Source organism: Rhizobium sp. LjRoot258 (assembly GCF_964254185.1).
Lineage (GTDB): Bacteria > Pseudomonadota > Alphaproteobacteria > Rhizobiales > Rhizobiaceae > Rhizobium.
Map to the genome: position 1 here is coordinate 2936823 of NZ_CAXUST020000001.1, position 20678 is coordinate 2957500.

Annotated in this window: 11 protein-coding genes, 1 tRNA gene, 2 rRNA genes and 3 pseudogenes; 11 read left to right on the forward strand and 6 right to left on the reverse strand. The window is 59.7% G+C overall.

What is annotated here, in order from left to right; all coding sequences use genetic code 11:
* Positions 1 to 36: 36 nt before the first annotated feature.
* From ACSQ9D_RS14480 to ACSQ9D_RS14520, 9 genes are all read left to right on the forward strand, one after another.
* Positions 37 to 1797 carry a type I secretion system permease/ATPase gene (locus ACSQ9D_RS14480; RefSeq protein WP_436282801.1) on the forward strand — a complete coding sequence of 587 codons (1761 nt, stop codon included), beginning with the start codon at positions 37 to 39 and terminating at the stop codon, positions 1795 to 1797.
* Positions 1794 to 3194, forward strand: a complete 1401-nt coding sequence (locus tag ACSQ9D_RS14485; protein ID WP_436282802.1) for an HlyD family type I secretion periplasmic adaptor subunit — start codon at positions 1794 to 1796, stop codon at positions 3192 to 3194. The genes ACSQ9D_RS14480 and ACSQ9D_RS14485 overlap by 4 nt, the downstream gene beginning before the upstream one ends.
* Before the next feature lie 274 nt (positions 3195 to 3468).
* Positions 3469 to 4128, forward strand: coding sequence for a calcium-binding protein (locus tag ACSQ9D_RS14490; RefSeq protein ID WP_436282803.1), 660 nt, complete (start codon positions 3469 to 3471; stop codon positions 4126 to 4128).
* Positions 4129 to 4190: 62 nt separating this feature from the next.
* On the forward strand, positions 4191 to 6446 hold the full coding sequence (locus ACSQ9D_RS14495) for a glycosyltransferase family 2 protein (protein ID WP_436282804.1): 2256 nt from the start codon (positions 4191 to 4193) through the stop codon (positions 6444 to 6446).
* Positions 6443 to 7282 carry a class I SAM-dependent methyltransferase gene (locus ACSQ9D_RS14500; RefSeq protein WP_436282805.1) on the forward strand — a complete coding sequence of 280 codons (840 nt, stop codon included), beginning with the start codon at positions 6443 to 6445 and terminating at the stop codon, positions 7280 to 7282. Before ACSQ9D_RS14495 ends, ACSQ9D_RS14500 begins: the two co-directional genes overlap by 4 nt.
* Positions 7279 to 8529, forward strand: a complete 1251-nt coding sequence (locus ACSQ9D_RS14505; RefSeq protein WP_436282806.1) for a glycosyltransferase family 4 protein — start codon at positions 7279 to 7281, stop codon at positions 8527 to 8529. The genes ACSQ9D_RS14500 and ACSQ9D_RS14505 overlap by 4 nt, the downstream gene beginning before the upstream one ends.
* Before the next feature lie 8 nt (positions 8530 to 8537).
* The gene (locus ACSQ9D_RS14510; RefSeq protein WP_436282807.1) at positions 8538 to 9266 is read left to right on the forward strand and encodes a hypothetical protein; all 729 of its coding nucleotides are present in this window, start codon (positions 8538 to 8540) and stop codon (positions 9264 to 9266) included.
* 86 nt (positions 9267 to 9352) lie between these two features.
* Entirely contained in the window at positions 9353 to 11536 is a 2184-nt protein-coding gene (locus ACSQ9D_RS14515; protein WP_436283839.1) for a glycosyltransferase family 2 protein, read from the forward strand.
* Positions 11533 to 12852 carry a glycosyltransferase family 4 protein gene (locus ACSQ9D_RS14520; protein WP_436282808.1) on the forward strand — a complete coding sequence of 440 codons (1320 nt, stop codon included), beginning with the start codon at positions 11533 to 11535 and terminating at the stop codon, positions 12850 to 12852. The genes ACSQ9D_RS14515 and ACSQ9D_RS14520 overlap by 4 nt, the downstream gene beginning before the upstream one ends.
* Positions 12853 to 13304: 452 nt before the next feature.
* Here the strand turns inward: ACSQ9D_RS14520 and ACSQ9D_RS14525 are convergent, their stop codons facing one another.
* From ACSQ9D_RS14525 to ACSQ9D_RS14535, 3 genes and pseudogenes are all read right to left on the reverse strand, one after another.
* Positions 13305 to 14261, reverse strand: a complete 957-nt coding sequence (locus tag ACSQ9D_RS14525; RefSeq protein ID WP_436282809.1) for a hypothetical protein — start codon at positions 14259 to 14261, stop codon at positions 13305 to 13307.
* A gap of 414 nt (positions 14262 to 14675) precedes the next feature.
* Positions 14676 to 15540, reverse strand: a pseudogene (locus ACSQ9D_RS14530) (nucleotidyl transferase AbiEii/AbiGii toxin family protein).
* Entirely contained in the window at positions 15533 to 16150 is a 618-nt protein-coding gene (locus ACSQ9D_RS14535; RefSeq protein ID WP_436282810.1) for a type IV toxin-antitoxin system AbiEi family antitoxin domain-containing protein, read from the reverse strand. The pseudogene ACSQ9D_RS14530 and the gene ACSQ9D_RS14535 overlap by 8 nt, the downstream one beginning before the upstream one ends.
* A 206-nt stretch (positions 16151 to 16356) precedes the next feature.
* Here ACSQ9D_RS14535 and ACSQ9D_RS14540 point away from each other — a divergent pair.
* Both ACSQ9D_RS14540 and ACSQ9D_RS14545 read left to right on the forward strand, forming a co-directional pair.
* Positions 16357 to 16733 (forward strand): annotated as a pseudogene (locus ACSQ9D_RS14540) (formyltransferase family protein); the annotation flags it as partial.
* Positions 16643 to 16882 (forward strand): annotated as a pseudogene (locus ACSQ9D_RS14545) (bifunctional methylenetetrahydrofolate dehydrogenase/methenyltetrahydrofolate cyclohydrolase); the annotation flags it as partial. The pseudogenes ACSQ9D_RS14540 and ACSQ9D_RS14545, both read left to right, overlap by 91 nt.
* A gap of 407 nt (positions 16883 to 17289) precedes the next feature.
* Here ACSQ9D_RS14545 and ACSQ9D_RS14550 read toward each other — a convergent pair.
* From ACSQ9D_RS14550 to ACSQ9D_RS14560, 3 genes are all read right to left on the reverse strand, one after another.
* Positions 17290 to 17366 (reverse strand) — tRNA-Met (locus ACSQ9D_RS14550).
* A gap of 135 nt (positions 17367 to 17501) precedes the next feature.
* A 5S ribosomal RNA gene (gene rrf, locus ACSQ9D_RS14555) occupies positions 17502 to 17616 on the reverse strand.
* 143 nt (positions 17617 to 17759) lie between these two features.
* Positions 17760 to 20642 (reverse strand): 23S ribosomal RNA (locus ACSQ9D_RS14560).
* Between the last annotated feature and the right edge of the window lie 36 nt (positions 20643 to 20678).

Consider the following 20678-nt stretch of genomic DNA (forward strand, 5'->3'; position numbering starts at 1 on the left):
GCAGATGGCCACAACGTTAATTCAAGGCAAATCGCCATGCGTGATACTGTTCAAAATGAGACAAGAAGCAAGGGTCAATCATTGGGAGGCAACGAGAAAAACAACCCAGGCTTGCTGATCGCGCAAGGGAAGCGCGTATTCGTGTCCGGGCTAATATATGCGGCGGCGCTTAGCGTGTGCCTGAATTTGCTGCAACTTACGATGCCCATTTTCATGCTGCAAGTTCATGACAGGGTCCTCAACAGTCAGAGCATGGAGACACTGGTCATGCTCATGATTTTGGCGATCGGCGCCCTTGTGGTGCTCGGTGTTCTGGAGTTCATCCGCGCCCTCTCTTTCCAAGCCATCGGTGGCGCACTCGTGCGCCGTTTAAACATGCCGGTCCTTGCCGCCGCCGTTCAGGCCTCCGTTGACCAGGGCCTGTCGCGCGCGACCCAGTCGCTTCGGGACATCGCGGAACTGCGAAGCTTCCTGACCTCGTCAGCGGTAACCGCGCCCCTCGACGCAGCGTGGTCACCGATCTTTCTCGGCGCCCTTTTCGTTCTGCATCCGCTGTTCGGCCTCATCGGGGCCGTCTCCGCGGCGCTGCTCCTTTGCGGCGGCCTGATCACGGACATGCTGACACGCCAACTCACGAAGGAAGCGAACCAGACAAATGTTGAAGCTATCTCGAAGATTGGCGCATCACTCAGACATGCCGAGGCTATCGAGGCAATGGGCATGCTGCCGGCTCTGGCGAATCGTTGGCGCGCCCTGCAAATGCAAGCCCTCGACGGCTTTGAAGCGAGTGGGAGCAGGAGCAAGGCGATGTCGTCCATCACCCGCAGCCTCCGCTATTCCATCCAGATCATCACCCTGGCGGCCGGAGCGTTCCTGGTGCTGGAGCAGGCAATCACGCCCGGCGCAATGATGGCATCGAGCATCCTTGTCGGACGCCTCCTGATACCTTTCGATTCGGTCATCGACAATTGGCGGCAGTGGGTGCTGGCGATCGCAGGCTGGCGTCGCCTTGAGGCCACCCTCAAGGCGGACCTTGCTATTCGCCAAACGATGCCCACGCCGCATTCGTCTGGCGACATCGTCGTCGACAAACTGGTTTACGCAGCCCCGGGGCTGGATGTGCCGATCATCAAGGGCATTTCGTTCTCCCTCTCCCCGGGCGAGGTCCTGGGTGTGGTCGGTCCCTCCGCGGCTGGCAAATCGACCCTCGCCCGGCTGCTGGTCGGGATCTTGCGCCCCACGTCAGGCGGTGTCTTCCTCGACGGCAACAACACCTATCTCTGGGAGCGCAGTTCGTTCGGCCAAGTGGTCGGATATCTACCGCAATCCGTCTCCCTCTTGGAGGGCTCGATTCGAGAAAACATTGGGCGGATGGCGGACAGCGATCCATACAAGGTGCTGGAAGCGGCGCGATTGGCCGACATCCACGAGATGATCGGACGCCTGCCACTGGGCTACGATACGCCCGTCGGTGACGGACACCTGACCCTTTCGGGAGGGCAGCGGCAGCGCATAGCGTTGGCACGTTGCCTCTACAACCGGCCTCGCCTCATCGTGCTCGACGAGCCGAACGCAAACCTGGACGCGATTGGCGAGCGGGCCCTTATCCGCGCGATCCAGCACGCGCGCGAGGACGGCGCCATCGTCATTATAATCGCCCATAGGCCAGCCATCATGCAGGTCGCCGACAAACTGCTCGTGCTTGAAAACGGCCGCGTCACGCAGTTCGGGCCGCGGACGGACGTGATTCCAGCCACAACGGCGGGCGAAGCACGCCGCGAGGTGGCTGCGCAATGACGGAGAAGAAGCCCCTTGCAGCCCGCCCCGACCTTTCCGAACGGCGTCCACAGACGCATCAGCCGGTGCCGCTGAGTGTCAGCCCTCCGGACCTGGAATTCGACCAATTTGATACCCGCTCGCCGCTCCGCCGTCTTGTCATCTCGGGGATCGCCACGATCGTGGTGTCCTTTGGTGGTTTTTTTGCCTGGGCGCTTTCGACCGAACTCAGCAGCGCGACGGTCGCTAGCGGCACCGTCATCGTCGATTCGAAGCGAAAGACCGTCAGCCATTTCGAAGGCGGCGTCATGAGCCGGTTGCGGGTTCAGGAGGGTGACAAGGTGTCCGCAGGACAACCCCTGATTGAGTTGGAGGATACACGCGCCCGTTCCAGCCTGCGGTCACTCCAAATCCGGCGCATCGGCCTGATCGCGAAACTGGCGCGATTGAAGGACGAGCAGACCAACATGCCGCGGATCATCTTTCCACCTGAACTCGGCGATGCCGAGGACGTCGCCGTCGACGACGCCATCAGGGCGGAGACGGTGTTTTTCGAAAAGCGGCGCGAGATGCAGGCCGGGCGGATAGAGGTCCAGAGAAAAACCATCGAGGAGTACCTCGAACAAGCGAAATCACTCGGCATCCAGATCCAGGCGATCGACCAGCAGCTCGGCCTCATCAACGAGCAGCGGTCGGCGTTGGCGACGCTGGAGAAAAAAGGTGCCGTATCGCGCACGCAACTCATCGAGATCGAGGCCCGGCTCAGCGGGGTTACGCGGGAGCGGAGCGAACTCGCCGGCGACAAGGCCCGGGCAGAAAAGGCCGCAGCGGGCGCACAGCTTGCGCTGACCGGGATCGAAAGCGAGTTTCAGTCGACGATTGCCGGCGAAATCACGACGGCGCGCGTCGAGCTCGCGGATGTCGAAGAGCAGATCACGGCTTCAAACGACGTGCTGCGGCGTCTTGAGATCCGCTCTCCGCAGGACGGGATCATCAGCAACATCTTCCTGCGCACCCCTGGCAGCGCGGTCACGCCCGGCCAGGCTCTGCTCGAGATCGTTCCGGAAAACGAGCCGCTCCTGATCGAAATGCGCGTCAATCCTCGTGACATCGACAGCATCGCCGTGGGCTCCAAAACGCAAATCCGGTTGACAGCCTATAATCAGCGTTCCCGCCTGCCCATGGAAGGCGCCATCACATATGTCGCCGCGGACCAGTCGGTCGATGAGAAGTCAAATTCCGCGTTTTTCGTCGCGCGCGCCAAAATCGACGCGTCGTCCTTCAAGGCAAACCCCGATGTCCGCCTCTATCCCGGCATGCCCGCGGAGGTGCTGATCATCCACAAGTCACGCCTTGCGATCGAATACCTTACCTCTCCCGTCGCCGAGAGTTTCAATCGTGCCTTCAGAGAAGATTAGGAACTGAAAGTAAACTCGCGACATATCAATTGTAGATTGTTTCAATTTTTGAAGTTATTTCCAAGTAAACTGCGGGAATTTTACATGATAAAAGCCGGCATTTATGAAACAATGTACCAACATGACTTAAAATAAGAAATTTATTTCTCAAAAATAGACGTTTTCTCTTCATGGGACGCTTGCGTTGTTCTTTGTTGCAATGCACATTCCTGGCGCGCAATTGTCGCACCCCGTGCGAGCAACGCGTGCATAGAAACCTGAAGAGGAGAGGCAGATGGCAACATTGGAAGGCGGTGCATACCACGACGCCCTGTTCGGCTCCCGTTTCAGCGACTTCATTCGCGCCCATGGGGGCGATGATTTCGTGAGCGGCGGCAACGGACACGACATCGTGTTCGGTGATGATGGTGACGACCTGCTGTTCGGCGGAAAGGGAAACGATACCCTGTTCGGCGGTGAGGGCAGCGACTTGCTGAACGGTGAAGACGGTCACGACACCCTCGTCGGCGGCTGGGGTGATGACCTTCTGTACGGCGACAAGGGCAACGACATCCTTTTCGGCGGACACGGAAGCGACCTTCTGTCCGGCGGCAAGGGCAACGACATCCTCTATGGCGGCGATGGTGGCGACATCCTCGACGGCGGCGCCGGCAACGATGTGTTGGCAGGCGGTGCTGGCCATGACGTCTTCGTCTTCGACGGCGGCGGCGGCAATGACGTCATTCTCGACTTTACCGCGGGCGAGGATCTGCTGCAGATCTCGAAGGGCATCAATGGCCTCGACGTGTCTTCGCCCGACGACCTGGCCTCGCGTATCACCCAGGTCGGCGGCAATGTCGTCGTGGATCTCGGACATGGTGACACGCTCACCCTGGTCAATGTCGATGCCGACGACATCCAGGCAAATCCCGAGCACTACTTCACAGTTCACTGAGCGTGAACCGCGCGCCCTGCTTCCTCCCGTGGGGCGCGCCATTCCAATTCAGAGGATAGCGTGTGACGTTCGACGTATCGATAAACGCCACGGGCGATTTCAGGAATGCAGAGATTTTTCGGCTCGGCGCTGATCTGGCCGTCCTCATCTTGGATCTCCCCCCAGCCCTTCCCTCAGCCACAAGGTGCCTGTTGTCCATGGACCAGTCGCCGGTACCGCTCGTCAGCATGACGCTCCCGCTTGGCAACGGACGGCAACGCATGTTCTGGGCGATGAGGCCAGGAAAGCAGCCGGAGAGCGTAGACATCTGCACTGAAGACGGTTGCACAATTGATACCATCGTGATGCAGCCGGCGCGCATGCTCGCGCCGCTCGATGTTGAGGCCCTATTCGCTGATCTCGCGCCAGATGCTCGCATCAAGTTCGTCAACAACCTCCTGACTGTGTGGCGAAGCGCCTTCCGCATTGCCAGCGACGATCTGTTCAGCATGGTGGTTGAAGACGCTCTTCACGTGCTCGTACCCGAACCGCAGTCCGCCAGCATCGTGTGTCAGGTTGCGCAAGGGCGCCATCTGATTGAGACGACCATCAATCCGGATCTGGGCGACATCACAGCGATCTATGCGGTCGGCGCGGCGTCGATCACACGCTTGGCCGTAAGGGTTGTCCTCGGGCGCAATGCGAAACACGGCTCGCGGTCGTGCCATTTCATCACGGATGCGCCTTCCCCATCTCCTCCGTTGCTCATCGTCCTTCTGAGCAAGAATGGCGTCGCCATCCGCCAGCTCGCCGACGGCAAGTCTCGCTATTCCAGCCTTCAGAGTTGGTGGGATAAAAACCGCCAGGCGGTGGAGTTGCGCGAAATGATTGTCCGTCGGCTCGCCACGTTGCCGGAAAACGGCGCGGCCACGGCGATCGACCTGCAAGTTCGCGCACCACTGGCGACAAGCCGGATCGCCAAGTCATCGATGCATCCGTCCGGAGAGGTCGATCTCGCTCTGGTGCTCGACGGCGGTCTTCTGGCCGGCGGCTGGTTCCATGCGCCGTCCACCGCCTTCGCCGGCATCGATTACCTCAAAGAGGACGGCACGGCCGTGCCGCTCGACGGGAACAGCTACGAATTTCCGGCATGGGCGCAAGGGACCGATGAAAAGAGTAAGACCGATGTGACCGGTTTCGTTGCCTGGGTCCCTCTGACGGAATCGCCCGGGCCGCTCCTGCAGCCACGATTTCAGATGCGCCTCGCCTCTGGAGCGACAATGGCTCTCGTCCCGAAGCCGCAGGCCTTCGAGGCCGCAATGCAACGAAACCACCTGCTTCGCGCCGTGCCCCCGCAGCATGCGGTCGACCGCGCCTTCCGTACAATCCTCGCCCCCTCCTTGCAGAATGTCGAGCGGCGATTGGGCAAGACCATAGAGGTCAGCCGCACCAAAGACTACGGCATTCCCAAAGGTGCGCCCCTCGTTTCCATCGTAGTCCCACTATACCGGGTTCTCGACTTCCTGCGTTTCCAGTTATCCGGGATGGCCACGGATCCGTGGCTCGCCGACAACGCTGAGATCATCTATGTCCTCGATTCCCCGGAAATTCAGGACGAGACGGAGCACCTGCTGGGCGGCCTGCACCTTCTGCATGGTCTAGCGATGAAGTTCGTCGTGATGAATCGCAACGGAGGCTACGCGCGCGCTTGCAATGCCGGCGCACGTTTTGCACGCGGCGCCATTCTGGTAATGCTCAATTCGGATGTTGTGCCGTCAGCGCCAGGCTGGCTCCAAGTGTTGTCGCGTCCGTTGCTGGAAAGGCCAAACCTGGGCGCGATCGGCCCGAAGCTGATTTTCGAAGACGGATCGCTGCAGCATGCCGGGCTCTACTTCGGCCGCGACCAGCGCGGGATCTGGCTGAACCACCATTTCCACAAGGGCATGCCGCGCGACTACGCGCCGGCGCAACATGCCCGCGAGGTTCCCGGCGTCACCGGCGCTTGCCTCGTGACCCGCAGGGACACTTACGAGAGCGTTGGTGGTTACACCGAGGACTACGTGATCGGCGACTACGAAGACAGCGACCTGTGCCTCAAGATCCGTCGCCTCGGGCTCCAGATAGTCTACGAACCGGCAGCGTGCCTGTATCATTTCGAGCGTCGCTCGATCCGCCGCAGCGAGGACTACATGCGCGGCGTGGCAAGCCAATACAATTCATGGCTACACACGCAGCGTTGGGAGGACGACATCACCGAACTGATGGCGGTTCAATTCGGCAAAGACCCGGATCGACACGCCGTCACTGGTGGGAGAATCCCGGAAAGGAACGCGGCGTGACGCAAGCGGCACTCATACATCCGCCCGCGCCGGCCCGGCTGATCGATGAAGACCGTGTTCGCTGGCTGATCGACTCCGTTCGGTGCAATCGTTTTCTGCCGCAACCGGATTCAACACACGTCGTCGTCGGAGACGGTGATTTTCGCGCGATAGGGGCGGAGTTTCTCGGTTACTTTATTCGCATCGGCGGCCTGCGCGAAGACAGCCGCGTGCTGGACATTGGTTGCGGTATCGGCAGGATGGCGGTGCCGCTCACCCAGTATCTCGATCCGCAAAAGAGCCGCTACGATGGCCTCGACCCGGTCGAGGGCGGCATCGGCTGGTGCCAGAATACGATCACGCCTGCCTACCCCAATTTCGCCTTTCAGCGACTGGATATCGCGCACGAGCTCTACAACCCGAACGGCAAGATCAGCGGAAAGGCGCTGGTGCTGCCCTTTCCTGATCATCATTTCGACTTCGTCATCATGACGTCCGTGGTCACTCATTTGCCGCCCGCGGAGGTGCTTGTCTACCTCTCCGAGGTCCGCCGCGTGCTGTCACCCGGGGGCCGCTTGTTCATGACCGCGTTCGTGGTCGACGGCATCGCCGCGGCAAACGAAAACGGACGGCGCGATCCGCGTCTCGCTTTCCGTCGCTATCGTGAAAGCCCATGTTGGTTCGTACCCAACCAGCCACCGCTTGCCGCGATCGGCTTCGATGAAGGCTTTCTGGACAAGGCGCTCGAACGGGCCGGTCTCTCCGTCGCGCTGAAATCGCTTGGCCGTTGGCGCGGCACAAACGCTGGCCACCATCAGGACTTCATCGTGGCAAAGCGCCGGGGAAATGGTCGATGAGCAAGCGCATTCTGGTGGCCGCCCACAACCATCCGTCCCTCCATCCGGGTGGAACGGAGATATTCGCCCACGACTTGTTTCGCGCCTACCAGCGCGCCGGGCACGAGGCTCTGTTTCTCGGTGCCACGAACCAGATCCATCGCGAGGCGAGGCCGGGCACGAGCTTTCAGGGCGTCGGCCCGGCGGGAGACGAGGTCCTGCTGTGGTCGGGACACTTCGACCACTTTTTCATGAGCCAGATCGACCTCTATGGCGTGGTGCCGGATATAACGGAGTTGCTGCGCGAGTTCCGACCGGATGTAGTCCACATCCACCACCTGTTGCTGCTTGGCGCTGAGTTCCCTCACATTATCCGCCGCACCCTGCCCCACTGCCAGATCGTCATGACGCTCCATGACTACTACCCGATTTGCCATCATGACGGCCTGATGGTGCGCACCGGCACCAAGGAGCTTTGCCATCAAGCCAGCCCGGACCGCTGCCATGGCTGCTTCAAGGACATTCCCCTCGATCGCTTTGTCCTGCGCGAACGGCACCTGAAGGCCCTGCTGAGCACGGTTGACCACTTCGTATCACCAAGCGCTTTTCTAAAGGATCGCTTCGTGCAGTGGGGATTGGACGAAGATGCGGTCAGCGTCATACCCAATGGCATCCCGGTCCGAACGGCCGGCGCGCAACGAGAGCTGCTCGAAGGCGGGCGGCCTATCTTCGGCTATTTCGGAAATCTCAATCCCTGGAAAGGGGTGATCGTATTGCTCGACGCTGCGCGCCAGCTTCTGGCCGATGGCCACGAATTCGAGCTGCGCGTCCATGGCGGCGCGCCATTCCAGAGCAAGACCTTCGTCGACGAGGTCGATCGCCGCTTCGCCGAAACGGCGGAATGCGTTCAGCCCCGGGGTCCTTATCGACGAGAAGATATCGGCGATCTGGTGGCCGCGGTCGATTGCACCATTGTTCCTTCCGTCTGGTGGGAGAACGCGCCGTTGGTCATTCAGGAAGCCCAGGTTCAGGGGCGTCCGGTCATCGCCAGCAACATCGGGGGCATGGCTGAAATGATCGAGCACGGCGTCAATGGCCTGACTGTGCCACCCAACGATGCGCGAGCACTCGCCGCGGCTATGCGTAGCATATTGGAACAGCCGAACCTGCTGCGCCAGTTCGCCGAAAACGCTCGCAAGCCCGACGACATCGATACGACCGCCCGCCGCTACCTCAAGCGGATCGAGCCGGCACTGCTTCCGGCATAGGAGAACTCATGGCAAGTCCCGCTGAACGACCGGATGCCGCATCCGAACAGGACAACGCCAAGCCGATGAACGGCCGGGTGGATGCCATCGACATGGGCCGGATCTTCGGCTGGGCGTTCGACCCGGTTTCGCCGGACCAACGACTGACCATCCGAGTCCTGCTCGATGGAACGGTGATTGCCGAAACGGTTGCCGATCGCAATCGTCCCGACCTGCGGCGCAACGGTATCGGCGACGGTAATCACGCATTTGAAATAGCATTGCCCGATCCTGTCCAGTCGCGCGCGAACGATCTCGTGGTCGTGGCGCGAAATGGAAGCGGTTCCGAGCAGCCCCTGCGCGTTCCGCAGCCGGACGAGCAGGCGGCCGAAGCTCTGATCGCCGCGCCGCTGGCGAAGGTGCTCGACAAGCTCGACGTACTGATGGCGTCGCAGCGGCAGCTGCAGGTCTCACAGCGCTCGCTGCAGCGCACACCGGAAATCGATGCCGACAAGACCGGGACTGGCCTGACCGACGTCAGAAACGCCGTCGAAAGGCTCTGGGTGGATATCGGCCAGCGGCTGAACGATCTCGATGTCCATCTGATGCGGCTGGATGGGGTGGTGGCGGGAATGGAGAAGAACCTGACTGCGTTGCAGAAGCGTAAGAACGGCGAGTTGAAACCCTTGCTGCTGCTGCTGTTCGCTCTTGTGGGATTTGCCGCTGGCGCTGGCCTTGCGCTCATTGCCAGGATCTGACACGGGGAGGTTGAGGCGTGCTGGTTACAGAACAGTCCCCCGCGGTTAGGAACCCCACGGCCGTTAAGCATGGGGCCAACAGGGCGATGCGCCCTGGAAGGGTTATCGGCTGCCCCGTAAACGAGACCACCTTGCTGATTGTCGGTCTCGGTCGTGTCCTGGCAGGCGAAGTGGTGGCCGGCGAAGTGATAGTCGGCGTCGACGGTGATCAAACGGGCACGCGAAGCGCGTTTGTCTCGGAATGGCGACTGGCCGCTCCTTCCCCAAGGGCCAAGCACGGCTTCGCGGCGCTCCTGCCGACCGAGGGCACGGACCGCGCCATGACTGCGATACGGTTCGGCGAGGAGGAAACGAGCGTACGCTATATCTTTGCGCCCCGACTTGCCTCCGCGGAGGAAGCAGCCGCGATCGTGGCCGAAACCGCGGGACCTCAGTCAGCCGCCGTCATTGACCGGCTTGTGGACGTTATGATGGCCGGCAACCTTAACCGCCGTGGACTTCTGACCGTCACCGCGCTTCTGCAGGCAGCCCACGCAAACGATGGTTTCATCGAGTTGATTGGTGAAAGCCATGAAGGCGCGACGTTCCTGCAGGGCTGGAGCCGCGGCATGGCGCCCGGTCCTTGCCGGGTGTCGGTGGTTGGCAACGCGACACCGGTGGCCTCGGAGTGCGGCATCGCCGTCTTTTCCCGCCCGGATGCGCCCGATGGCGCCCCGGGTTTTGTTGGTCTTCTCGCGGCAACCAAGGATGTCCGCGCGCGCGACATCGAAGGTCTGGTCTTTCGGGGGCGCGCCGGCTGGAGGTATGCCCCAGTCCACCCCCGAAAGCGCATCCTCGGCCCGCTGGAAACGCCCGAACACGTCAGGTCAATCCTGCCGCGCGCACATGGTGCGCCAGACATGCTCCTATCCCTGCGAGCGGCCGCTAACAGCTTTGATGGCAAAGAAACCGTCTCCAGCCTGCCGTTTCCCGTCCGGATGGGAATAGACAATATGTTTGAGGCCGATGGAGGAAAACTCCTCGCCTCCGGTTGGCTTTATGATCCCGACGCCCACGTCACGGCGGTAAGACTTCGTAGAGGTGACGGCGCGGCTTGCCTCGACGAACGCTGGACGCGCATCGATCGCCCCGATGTCACCGACAGTTTCAATGACCAGCAGCACTTCGCGCCGAGCATTCGAGGTGAACAGCGTGCCCATGGGTTCATCGCCCACGCCCATTTGCCGAGTGAAGATCATGGTGCGCCTCTCTACTTCGAACTGACGCTACGCGATTCGCGTCGTGCGTTTTTGCCGGTCAAACCAACGCGGGTTTCGGCGCGCCTGGCGGCCTTGCGCCAGATCGGTTCCATCGATCCAACGAACTGTGCGTTGCCGGCGATCGTCGACACACAAATTGTACCGTTCCTCAGCGAATCCGGACGGTCGACGCCGGTCACCGACGCAGTCCTGGACGCTGGCGCCTTCGATCAGGAGAGCAGCCCGCCGATCGTCATCGGCGCTGGGGAGGGAGAGGAGAACATCGCCCCGCTGCTGGCCTTGCTCGCGCTAGATCCGGAGACCCGACGCGCGCCGATCGTGATCGCCATGCCTGCCGATCGCTTTCGCAGACAAGCCGCCCGCCTCAAAGAACTCGTACGGTTCTATCGCCTTTCGGCCAGGTTCGTATCGGTCAAGGGCGCAGGCGACTTCTACGACATGCTTGAAGCGGGCACGCAGGCACTCTCCTGTGAAACGGTCGTGTCGCTCTCCGCCTCACTGGTCCCGCGCGGGACAGGCTGGTACGGCAAGCTCTTGGCCACGGCTGGGACCGTGAAAGGAAGCATCATCTCGCCTGTACTGGCTTACGAGGACCATTCCGTTCGCTGGGCGGGAAACTGGATCGATGTTGACAACGGCGATCAGCCAGTTGTGGGTCGCTATGCCGGATATCCGCTCAACGCAGTTACCGAAATGAAACTGACCCGCATCGCGGCGGCCTCGCTCGAATGCTGCGTCATGCCCCGCGACGCCCTGTCGCGCTTGGGCGGCTTTTCCGGCGGCTATCTGGGCGCGCAGGAAAAAGGCCTGGATCTCGGTCTCCGTCTCAGCCGGTCCGGCATCAACTCCTATTTGCTGCCATCGGTGCAGATATGGGGCTGCGACGACGCATGCGACTGGAACAGTCCGGCAATGGCGGCTCTGGTGGAAGAGATCGATCGAAAGATCTTCAAGAGCCAATGGTCGCCTGTCCTCGTAGGTGAAAAACACCCAGAAAAGAGGCCCGCATGAACGAGCAGCTTCGTGTCCTTGTCGTCTCGCATGCTCACCCGACAGTGTCGCTCGGCGGGGCAGAAATCGCTTCGCACAACCTGCATCGTGGCCTAAACGCATTGCCGGACGTTAGGTCGGTTTACCTGGCCCGGGTCGGCCACCCGGTACCCCGGCATGCCGCGTCCGCGCTGATGAGCTATCGCCTTGCCGAAGATGAGTTGCTATTTCACACGGACGACTACGACCACTTCTTGTTGTCCAATGGCGATACGCAGGCGATCAGTCGGGACCTGTTGCGCTTCGCGCGGGATCTCAGGCCCCATGTCGTGCATTTCCATCATGTTCTCGGTATCGGTCTCGAAGCGCTCTATGCCCTTAGAGAGGCATTTCCTCACGCGGCCATACTGGTCACGTTCCACGAATACCTTTCGATCTGCCACAATCACGGGCAAATGGTGAAACGACCTTCCGGCCAGCTCTGCGAAACGGCCTCCCCCATCGCCTGCCACGGCTGTTTTCCCGACATCCCTGTCTCGCATTTCTTGAAGCGGGAGTTGTTTGCACGCGGGATGCTTGGCCTTGCTGACGCCTTCGTTTCGCCCAGCCGGTTTCTGGCAGAGCGCTACATCAAATGGGGCATTGATAAGGACAAGCTCTGCGTGATCGAAAACGGGATCGCTTTGGAAGCGGGTGCCCCCGCGCGCGAGCTGCAAGGTCTCAAGCCGCGTCGCAACCGCTTTGCCTATTTCGGCCAGATGACCCCATTCAAGGGTGTCGACGTCCTGATTGACGCTATTTTGCGCATCCCGAAGGACATATGGGGCGACGACTCCTGCCTGATGATCTTCGGCGGCAACCTCGAGCGACAGCCGGTCGAATTCCAGGAACGGATGAAGAAGCTTATTGCAGACGCCGGCCAGCGCGTCCGATTCTATGGCGCTTACCAGAACGCGGACGTGCCGCGCCTGATGCGTTCGGTCGACTGGGTGGTTCTACCGTCCGTCTGGTGGGAAAATTCGCCCGTTGTGATCCAGGAGGCCCTGCTACATCGCAGGCCGATGATCTGCTCCGACATCGGCGGGATGGCCGAGAAGGTGCGGAATGGGCAGGACGGCCTGCACTTCCGCGCAGGAAGCAGCCAGGATCTCGCGGACCGCATCGTTGAAGTATTGGGCGATAACCAAACCTGGGATCGGCTCCGCGCGTCCATGCGACAACCCGCCGACCACCTCGGTTGCGCGCGCGACCACTTCAAGCTCTACCGCACGCTGCTGCGGCAGAAACGCGATGCCGCCATGGCGGAAAATCCTGCGCTTCTCTCGCACGCGCTTTGACCACGCTCATCCTGAGAGACGATCGACGCAACCGACTCCGGCGGCGAGATTTAGCTTGCGACGCCATCATCGCTCTTGTGGGCGAGCACATGATCAGGCGGTTCGAGTTCCGCGGCGGCACTTTCGATTGCAAGTCGCCGCAGGCTTTGTGTCTGCCAACTCGCACTTGGCGCGTACCCGCGCCGACGTCGGTTCCTCCGTCAGCATGGAGATCGAACCCCTCGCCGCTAGGTGGCCCTCGGTCACCTGAACAGCGCATCCGAAGCACGTCGCGTGAGGCGGAACACGGGATCTGCTTCCGGTCTTTGCACTTGTTTTGCTCGTAGTTCTAAAAACCAGTGCCCTCTTTCGGGAGACCCGCATTGGCCAGAAGGCCAGCCCGCGGGTGGATCGGCGATGGGCTTCACCCACCGCGAAGGCCATCTTGTCTTGTAGGCTTGGCAACATTTCGATCACGAAAGCGCGGTGCCATCCGCCCTGCGGCTGCGTGCAATACGGCCGTCCAGTTCCGCTAGCCGGCCGGCGAAGCCCGCATTTTCCGGCTGACACGTCATGGCGTCCACAAGCATGGTCCGCGCCGTCGCGAGCTCACCGTCGCGAATATGGCGGTTGGCCCGAAGATAGAGGAAGTTTGCTCGCTCGACCGGAGAAAACGACGAACCGAAGCGCGCATGAAATCGGTCGGCCCAGGCAGGATGGCGGGCTATCGCCGTCACAGCGATCTGATAGGGTCGCATCGGCGCCACGACGCGGGCAGATCGGGCCAGAGCGCGTAGCCCCCGAAGATCGTCTCCGCGGCAGGCCTCGATCAACGACAGCGCGCGCTCGGTCCCGGCGAAAGCCCGAACGGTGCCATGGCCGGTCATGTGGACCGGCACGAGGTGCGTCCTCTCCTGCAGCGTCGCGATCCGCGCGGCGTGCCGGTGGTCAACGGCGTGGAACGGATCGAAGAAGAGATAGGCGCGCCCAGCCGCGTGATCCGGCGCGATCCCCATATTGGCGTGCAGGTCGGGCGAGAAATGCCGTGCGAACCGCCCGTCGAAGGGAGCGACCTTCGGATCTATCGAAACTTGCGGGCAAAAGGCGATGGCAACGGAGGCGTTGAAGCGCCCGCGGTAGCGCAACGCCGCGTAACCGCCCTGCGAGTGCCCGTAAAGTATTCGCTCCGGTGCCGCACGAAGAATGGGCGCGGCCGCTTCGACTGCCTTGACGACGCTCGCCGCCGGAAACCAGTTCGGCCGTCGACTGATGAAGCCCAGCGCCGAAATGTCGGCTTTCTCGCAGAATCGCTGCGCCCAGAACCGGCTCCCGTTCGCCTTCATTTCCATCTCATTAAAGGTGACCAGAAGATATGGAGATGATCCTGGACGATGTATCACCTCAAGGTTCTCGTCGGAAAATATGCGCATACCATCCACCCAAACAACTTATCCAACAAATATACTTCAATATTTGAAATATACTTACTATTCTTATAACTAGACAGAAACTCTATTGCGAAATCAACCCGCTTCGTCGCCGAAGTGCATGCGGATTTCATCGACAAGTTGGAAGCCGGCGAACTCGACACGGAGCAGAAACAAAAAAAGCTCCTCGACGCTTACGCGGAGGAGCTTAAGGGCAAATATCCCGAGTGGGAGAATTTGCAAGTTTCAGTGGTTGCGGGGGCTCGCAACCAACGATTCCTGCGTTTGGTTGAAACACCTGTCCCAAGACTAGCGGCTTAGGCTGTCGACGTAAGCCCAGTTCGAATCCCTCTCGACAGTCATCCTCGCCGATTGCTCTCCATGGCGCGATATATGCGACGGTGGAGACCAAGCCGCTCATTTGCCCCGACTCGCGGCTACAACGGCGTGAGGCATCAGGAATGCGGCGATATCCGTGATGACATCCATCAATTCACCCGGATTATGGGCAACGTCTTCAACAAACGCTCGCCATTGCCGTTGCTTTTGCTGATCCTGGGCAAATGCTTCCGTTAAAGCATCCGGTAGGACTGTTGGGATCGGCGTCCCACGCCGTTCGAAAGTGGCGGTAATTGCCCGCACCAACCTGTCGTTGCTGAAATCGAACGACCTGAGAATCCAGATGTCGTAGAAATCTTTCATCCGGCTATTCGCACGCCCCAGCGCCACCATCGCCTGAAACTTCTCGGCAATGACGGTTTCCCGCGCATAGCCCCGCAGTCGGGGTATTGGGAAGTCGAGCATGGAGGGATAGTCCAGTTCTTCGGCACCCGGCTCCAATGCATCGCCAAAGCCGATGTCGATCGTCAGACTGATCCGGACGCCGCTGATCGAGGCCGTCGTCCTCAGCCTGAGCCCTCCATACTCCAGTTCGTCGCGAATGCGGTCGACGCGAAGTGCATCAGCGTCGAATTCCACACCGTCACCGGCGTCCTGCGCCAGGATCTCACGAAACGTCGCCAGCATCGGCTCAGCGCTCGGATCGCCGAAGCCCAGCAGATCAAGATCGCGCGTGCCGCGATGCGGATCATCGAACCAGCTCATCATCAGCATCGCGCCCTTCAGCACGAAGCGGTCGGCGTGGGGTGACTGGCTGAGCCTAAACAGCAACCGCTCGAGGGCGAAGCGGGTCAGAATCAAGTCGAAGCTCTGGCTACTTGCTTTGGCGATTTGCAGCAGGCGCACGCACCGAGGCACCGATGTTCTTGATCTCTTTAGCCATTGGCAGTCAGCGCCTCGAGATACGGCCGGATTACCGTGGAAACACCGCCACGCTCGGCCTGTCTGGCAATTTCGCCTGCCGTCGCCTTACGCTGGCGAAGCGCTTGCTGGAGGCCTTCGATCGCCACCGACAGGCCGATCTTGTTGCGATATCGGAAACAGTCCGCGATTGTTTTGACGATCCCAAAGACCTTTACAGGCACGCCCTCGACGACATGGGTCTCCACGCTCTCATTGAGCAGTCTTTCGGTGAAACGCACGATGCGCATAGGCGTACTGTCGGGTTTCGGAGCCCAGTCCTTCCGACCTATCGCCAGCCACACCTGTTTCGGAATTTGGTCGGTCAGGTCGTGGAACGCAAGCGCCGACACAAGGCAGACAACGCCCTTGGGTACGCGCTTGGCGGCCTCAGCCAGGCTATGATTGGCGTCGAGCGGCGCGTCGGAGAGTTGGTAGAGGCCCCGTGCAAGCCGGAGCACCTCCCCATCCCGCTCCATGCGGCTCATCGTGGCGGCCGTTACGCCGGCGTCGCGCAGCTCTACAAGACGCGCGATCCCACGCGCCGTCAGCAGGGCGTGGGCGAGTTGGCGCTGGGAGATAGATTCGCGCATTGATACAACAGCTCGGAATAAACGTTGTATTGTCCGAGGATTCGTATCAAATTGCGACGATGGAGGCAAGCTCTGGCGAGCAGCAACTTTTCAATCGAGCGCCTCCGCCATACATCCAATGCTGCGCCTAGAGCGCATCCACCTTAATCGGGGTCATGTCCTGCATGTCCTGCAGCAGCGAAGTAATTCGCGCATTCCTGCGGCCCGAAGGCCGCCTGATGGAGGTGGTCGAGCAGTCCGGTACCGACCTCATCGTCCTCGCCCGCTACATGCAGGTTCTCTCGGATGCCGTCTGCAAGAAGATGTCGGGCAAGATTATCAGATTATCAACATCCACCACCCGTTCCTGCCGTCCTTCAAAGGTGCGAACCCCCATAAGCAAGCCTTCGAACACGGCGTGAAAGTGATCGGCGCGATGGCGCACTGTGTCACGGAAGACCTCGACGAAGGTCCGATCATCGAGCACGCCGTGGCTCGCATCACGCATGCGCAGTCGGCGGCCTCAACGTCGTGGTCATCGGCCGCTCCAACCTCTTCGGCAAGCCGATGTCCGCGCTGCTGCTTGCCGCCAATGTGCCGGTGACGACGGCGCCTTCGCGCACGAAGGACCTGCCGGCGGTCTGCCGCAATGCCGATATCCTCGTCGCCGCCGACGGCCGTCCGGGAGCGGTGAAGGTTGATTGGATCAGCGCTTCAGCGCTCCTCATGCCTATCCTTGAGAGGCGATTTCCCGATTTCCTACCCCGAGCGCAATCTATCACACCATCCCAAGTGCACGGGATGGTTCACTGGATGAATGCTTACAGGAGTGCGTGTGGCGGGCGTAGAACGCAAGAAAGCCCTCCGACGAGGGAGGGCTTTGTTGGTGATGTCACTTGTAGATTTTGGTTGCGGGGGCAGGATTTGAACCTGCGGCCTTCAGGTTATGGTCCGCAGGACGAGGAGCTACCATCGCCAGCGAAGATGAAGTCTTCGCGCCAGCGATATCGCTCTGGTCTCTGTCGGAAAGTTTTGGTTGCGGGGGCAGGATTTGAACCTGCGGCCTTCAGGTTATGGTCCGCAGGACGAGGAGCTACCATCGCCAGCGAAGATGAAGTCTTCGCGCCAGCGATATCGCTCTGGTCTCTGTCGGAAAGTTTTGGTTGCGGGGGCAGGATTTGAACCTGCGGCCTTCAGGTTATGAGCCTGACGAGCTACCGGGCTGCTCCACCCCGCGCCAAGGGGACGTTGTCCCCGGAAGTATACGCTCTGCGTTGTGTCCTTCAAAGCAGAAAGGACCGCGTTGGGCGGCCCTTTGTTTTCGGCTTGGGCCGTTGGTCGTGATGAGAAGATTGTTTGTTGCGTTTTGCAGACCTGGCAGCGACCGACTCTCCCGCGTCTTAAGACGAAGTACCATAGGCGCTGGGGCGTTTCACGGCCGTGTTCGGAATGGGAACGGGTGCAGCCGCCCCGCCATGACCACCAGGTCAGCGAAGCGCAACATTTGAGAAGCTGGTGAGACGTTTCCGTCTCGTTTTTACCGGACGAAGGCTTTGCCTTCGCCGGGGGAACACGTCTTGGCGTCATCTCCCGACACTGAAGTGTCGGACATGAGCATTGATCAATGAGAACGATCAAGCCAATCGAGCTATTAGTACCGGTAAGCTTCACACATTGCTGCGCTTCCACACCCGGCCTATCAACGTGGTCGTCTTCCACGGCTCTGATAGGGAATACTCGTTTTCAGGTTGGTTTCCCGCTTAGATGCCTTCAGCGGTTATCCATTCCATATGTAGCTACCCTGCTATGCCCTTGGCAGGACAACAGGTCCACCAGAGATATGTCCATCCCGGTCCTCTCGTACTAGGGACAGATCCTGTCAATATTCCTACACCCACGGCAGATAGGGACCGAACTGTCTCACGACGTTCTGAACCCAGCTCACGTACCGCTTTAATTGGCGAACAGCCAAACCCTTGGGACCTGCTCCAGCCCCAGGATGCGATGAGCCGACATCGAGGTGCCAAACAACCCCGTCGATATGGACTCTTGGGGGTCATCAGCCTGTTATCCCCGGCGTACCTTTTATCCGTTGAGCGATGGCCCTTCCACGCGGGACCACCGGATCACTATGACCGACTTTCGTCTCTGCTCGACTTGTCAGTCTCGCAGTCAGGCGGGCTTATGCCATTGCACTCGACGACCGATTTCCGACCGGTCTGAGCCCACCATCGCGCGCCTCCGTTACTCTTTCGGAGGCGACCGCCCCAGTCAAACTACCCACCATACACTGTCCCGGATCCGGATAACGGACCGCGGTTAGACATCCATGACGATAAGGGTGGTATTTCAAGGATGGCTCCACGGAAACTGGCGTCCCCGCTTCAAAGCCTACCACCTATCCTACACATGCCGACACGAATGCCAGTGTAAAGCTATAGTAAAGGTGCACGGGGTCTTTCCGTCTGACCGCAGGAACCCCGCATCTTCACGGGGAATTCAATTTCACTGAGTCTATGTTGGAGACAGCGGGGAAGTCGTTACGCCATTCGTGCAGGTCGGAACTTACCCGACAAGGAATTTCGCTACCTTAGGACCGTTATAGTTACGGCCGCCGTTTACTGGGGCTTCGATTCAAAGCTTGCACCTCTCCTCTTAACCTTCCAGCACCGGGCAGGCGTCAGACCCTATACGTCGTCTTGCGACTTCGCAGAGCCCTGTGTTTTTGATAAACAGTCGCTACCCCCTGGTCTGTGCCACCCCACAATACTTGCGTAGCATGGGGTCACGCTTCTTCCGAAGTTACGCGTGCAATTTGCCGAGTTCCTTCAACATAGTTCTCTCAAGCGCCTTGGTATACTCTACCTGACCACCTGTGTCGGTTTCGGGTACGGTCTATACGGTGGAGCTATTTCCTGGAACCGCGTCCCTGCCCAGACAATCCAATAAGTCTGAACAAGTTGAGCAATCCGTCACTACCACCAGGCCCACGAATATTAACGTGGTTCCCATCGACTACGCATTTCTGCCTCGCCTTAGGGGCCGGCTAACCCTGCTCAGATTAACTTTAAGCAGGAACCCTTGGTCTTTCGGCGAGAGGGTCTCTCACCCTCTTTATCGTTACTCATGTCAACATTCGCACTTCCGATACCTCCAGGACCCCTCACAGGTATCCCTTCACAGGCTTACGGAACGCTCCGCTACCACGTGTATTGCTACACATCCTCAGCTTCGGTGCATGGCTTCAGCCCCGTTACATTTTCGGCGCAAAGACCCTTATTTAGACCAGTGAGCTGTTACGCTTTCTTTAAATGATGGCTGCTTCTAAGCCAACATCCTGGTTGTTTTGGGATCCTCACATCCTTTCCCACTTAGCCATGACTTGGGGACCTTAGCTGGAGGTTAGGGTTGTTGCCCTTTTCACGACGGACGTTAGCACCCGCCGTGTGTCTGCCGACTAGTACTCCCCGGTATTCGGAGTTTGGTTAGGATCAGTAAGACGGTGAGTCCCCATAGCCCATCCAGTGCTCTACCCCCGGGGGTATTCGGTCGACGCTCTACCTAAATAGATTTCGCGGAGAACCAGCTATTTCCGAGTTTGATTGGCCTTTCACCCCTAGCCACAAGTCATCCCAATCTATTGCAACAGATGCGGGTTCGGTCCTCCAGTTGGTGTTACCCAACCTTCAACCTGCTCATGGCTAGATCACTCGGTTTCGGGTCTAATGCAACAAACTAAATCGCCCTATTCAGACTCGCTTTCGCTTCGCCTACACCTACCGGCTTAAGCTTGCTTGTTACACTAAGTCGTTGACCCATTATACAAAAGGTACGCCGTCACCCTTGCGGGCTCCGACTGTTTGTAGGCATCCGGTTTCAGGTTCTATTTCACTCCCCTTGTCGGGGTGCTTTTCACCTTTCCCTCACGGTACTTGTTCGCTATCGGTCATGCACGAGTACTTAGGCTTGGAGAGTGGTCTCCCCATGTTCAGACAGGATTTCTCGTGTCCCGCCCTACTCTAGGACAATCGCTGTATCTACGCGTACGGGGCTGTCACCCGCTACGGCCGAACTTTCCAGATCGTTCCGCTTTAACAACAATTGCCACTGGCCTGGTCCGCGTTCGCTCGCCACTACTTGCGGAGTCTCGGTTGATGTCCTTTCCTGCAGGTACTTAGATGTTTCAGTTCCCTGCGTTCGCTTCTTACACCCTATTTTATTCAGGTGCAGATACCTTATCACAATACCTAGAAACCTGTTTTGTCCTCTCGGCCAAAGGCCTGCGGACAGCGCGCCGGATAACCGGCGACGGGCTACCGCCCTACGAAAGAAATCCCTCGCAAGGTTGCAGCCAACAAAACAGATTTTCTAGGTATTTAAGGTGGGTTGCCCCATTCGGAGATCCATGGATCAAAGCTTATTCGCAGCTCCCCACGGCTTTTCGCAGCGTATCACGTCCTTCATCGCCTGTGCATGCCAAGGCATCCACCAAATGCCCTTACGACACTTAATCGTTCTCATTGCCAATGCTCATCAGTTAGCTCTCGCA

What these genes read in the sequence shown, in the direction of transcription:
- ACSQ9D_RS14480 (WP_436282801.1), top strand. Translation starts at nt 37, where the DNA reads ATGCGTGATACTGTTCAAAATGAGACAAGAAGCAAGGGTCAATCATTG.
- ACSQ9D_RS14485 (WP_436282802.1), top strand. Translation starts at nt 1,794, where the DNA reads ATGACGGAGAAGAAGCCCCTTGCAGCCCGCCCCGACCTTTCCGAACGG.
- ACSQ9D_RS14490 (WP_436282803.1), top strand. Translation starts at nt 3,469, where the DNA reads ATGGCAACATTGGAAGGCGGTGCATACCACGACGCCCTGTTCGGCTCC.
- ACSQ9D_RS14505 (WP_436282806.1), top strand. Translation starts at nt 7,279, where the DNA reads ATGAGCAAGCGCATTCTGGTGGCCGCCCACAACCATCCGTCCCTCCAT.
- ACSQ9D_RS14510 (WP_436282807.1), top strand. Translation starts at nt 8,538, where the DNA reads ATGGCAAGTCCCGCTGAACGACCGGATGCCGCATCCGAACAGGACAAC.
- ACSQ9D_RS14515 (WP_436283839.1), top strand. Translation starts at nt 9,353, where the DNA reads ATGCGCCCTGGAAGGGTTATCGGCTGCCCCGTAAACGAGACCACCTTG.
- ACSQ9D_RS14520 (WP_436282808.1), top strand. Translation starts at nt 11,533, where the DNA reads ATGAACGAGCAGCTTCGTGTCCTTGTCGTCTCGCATGCTCACCCGACA.
- ACSQ9D_RS14525 (WP_436282809.1), bottom strand. Translation starts at nt 14,261, where the DNA reads ATGCGCATATTTTCCGACGAGAACCTTGAGGTGATACATCGTCCAGGA.
- ACSQ9D_RS14535 (WP_436282810.1), bottom strand. Translation starts at nt 16,150, where the DNA reads ATGCGCGAATCTATCTCCCAGCGCCAACTCGCCCACGCCCTGCTGACG.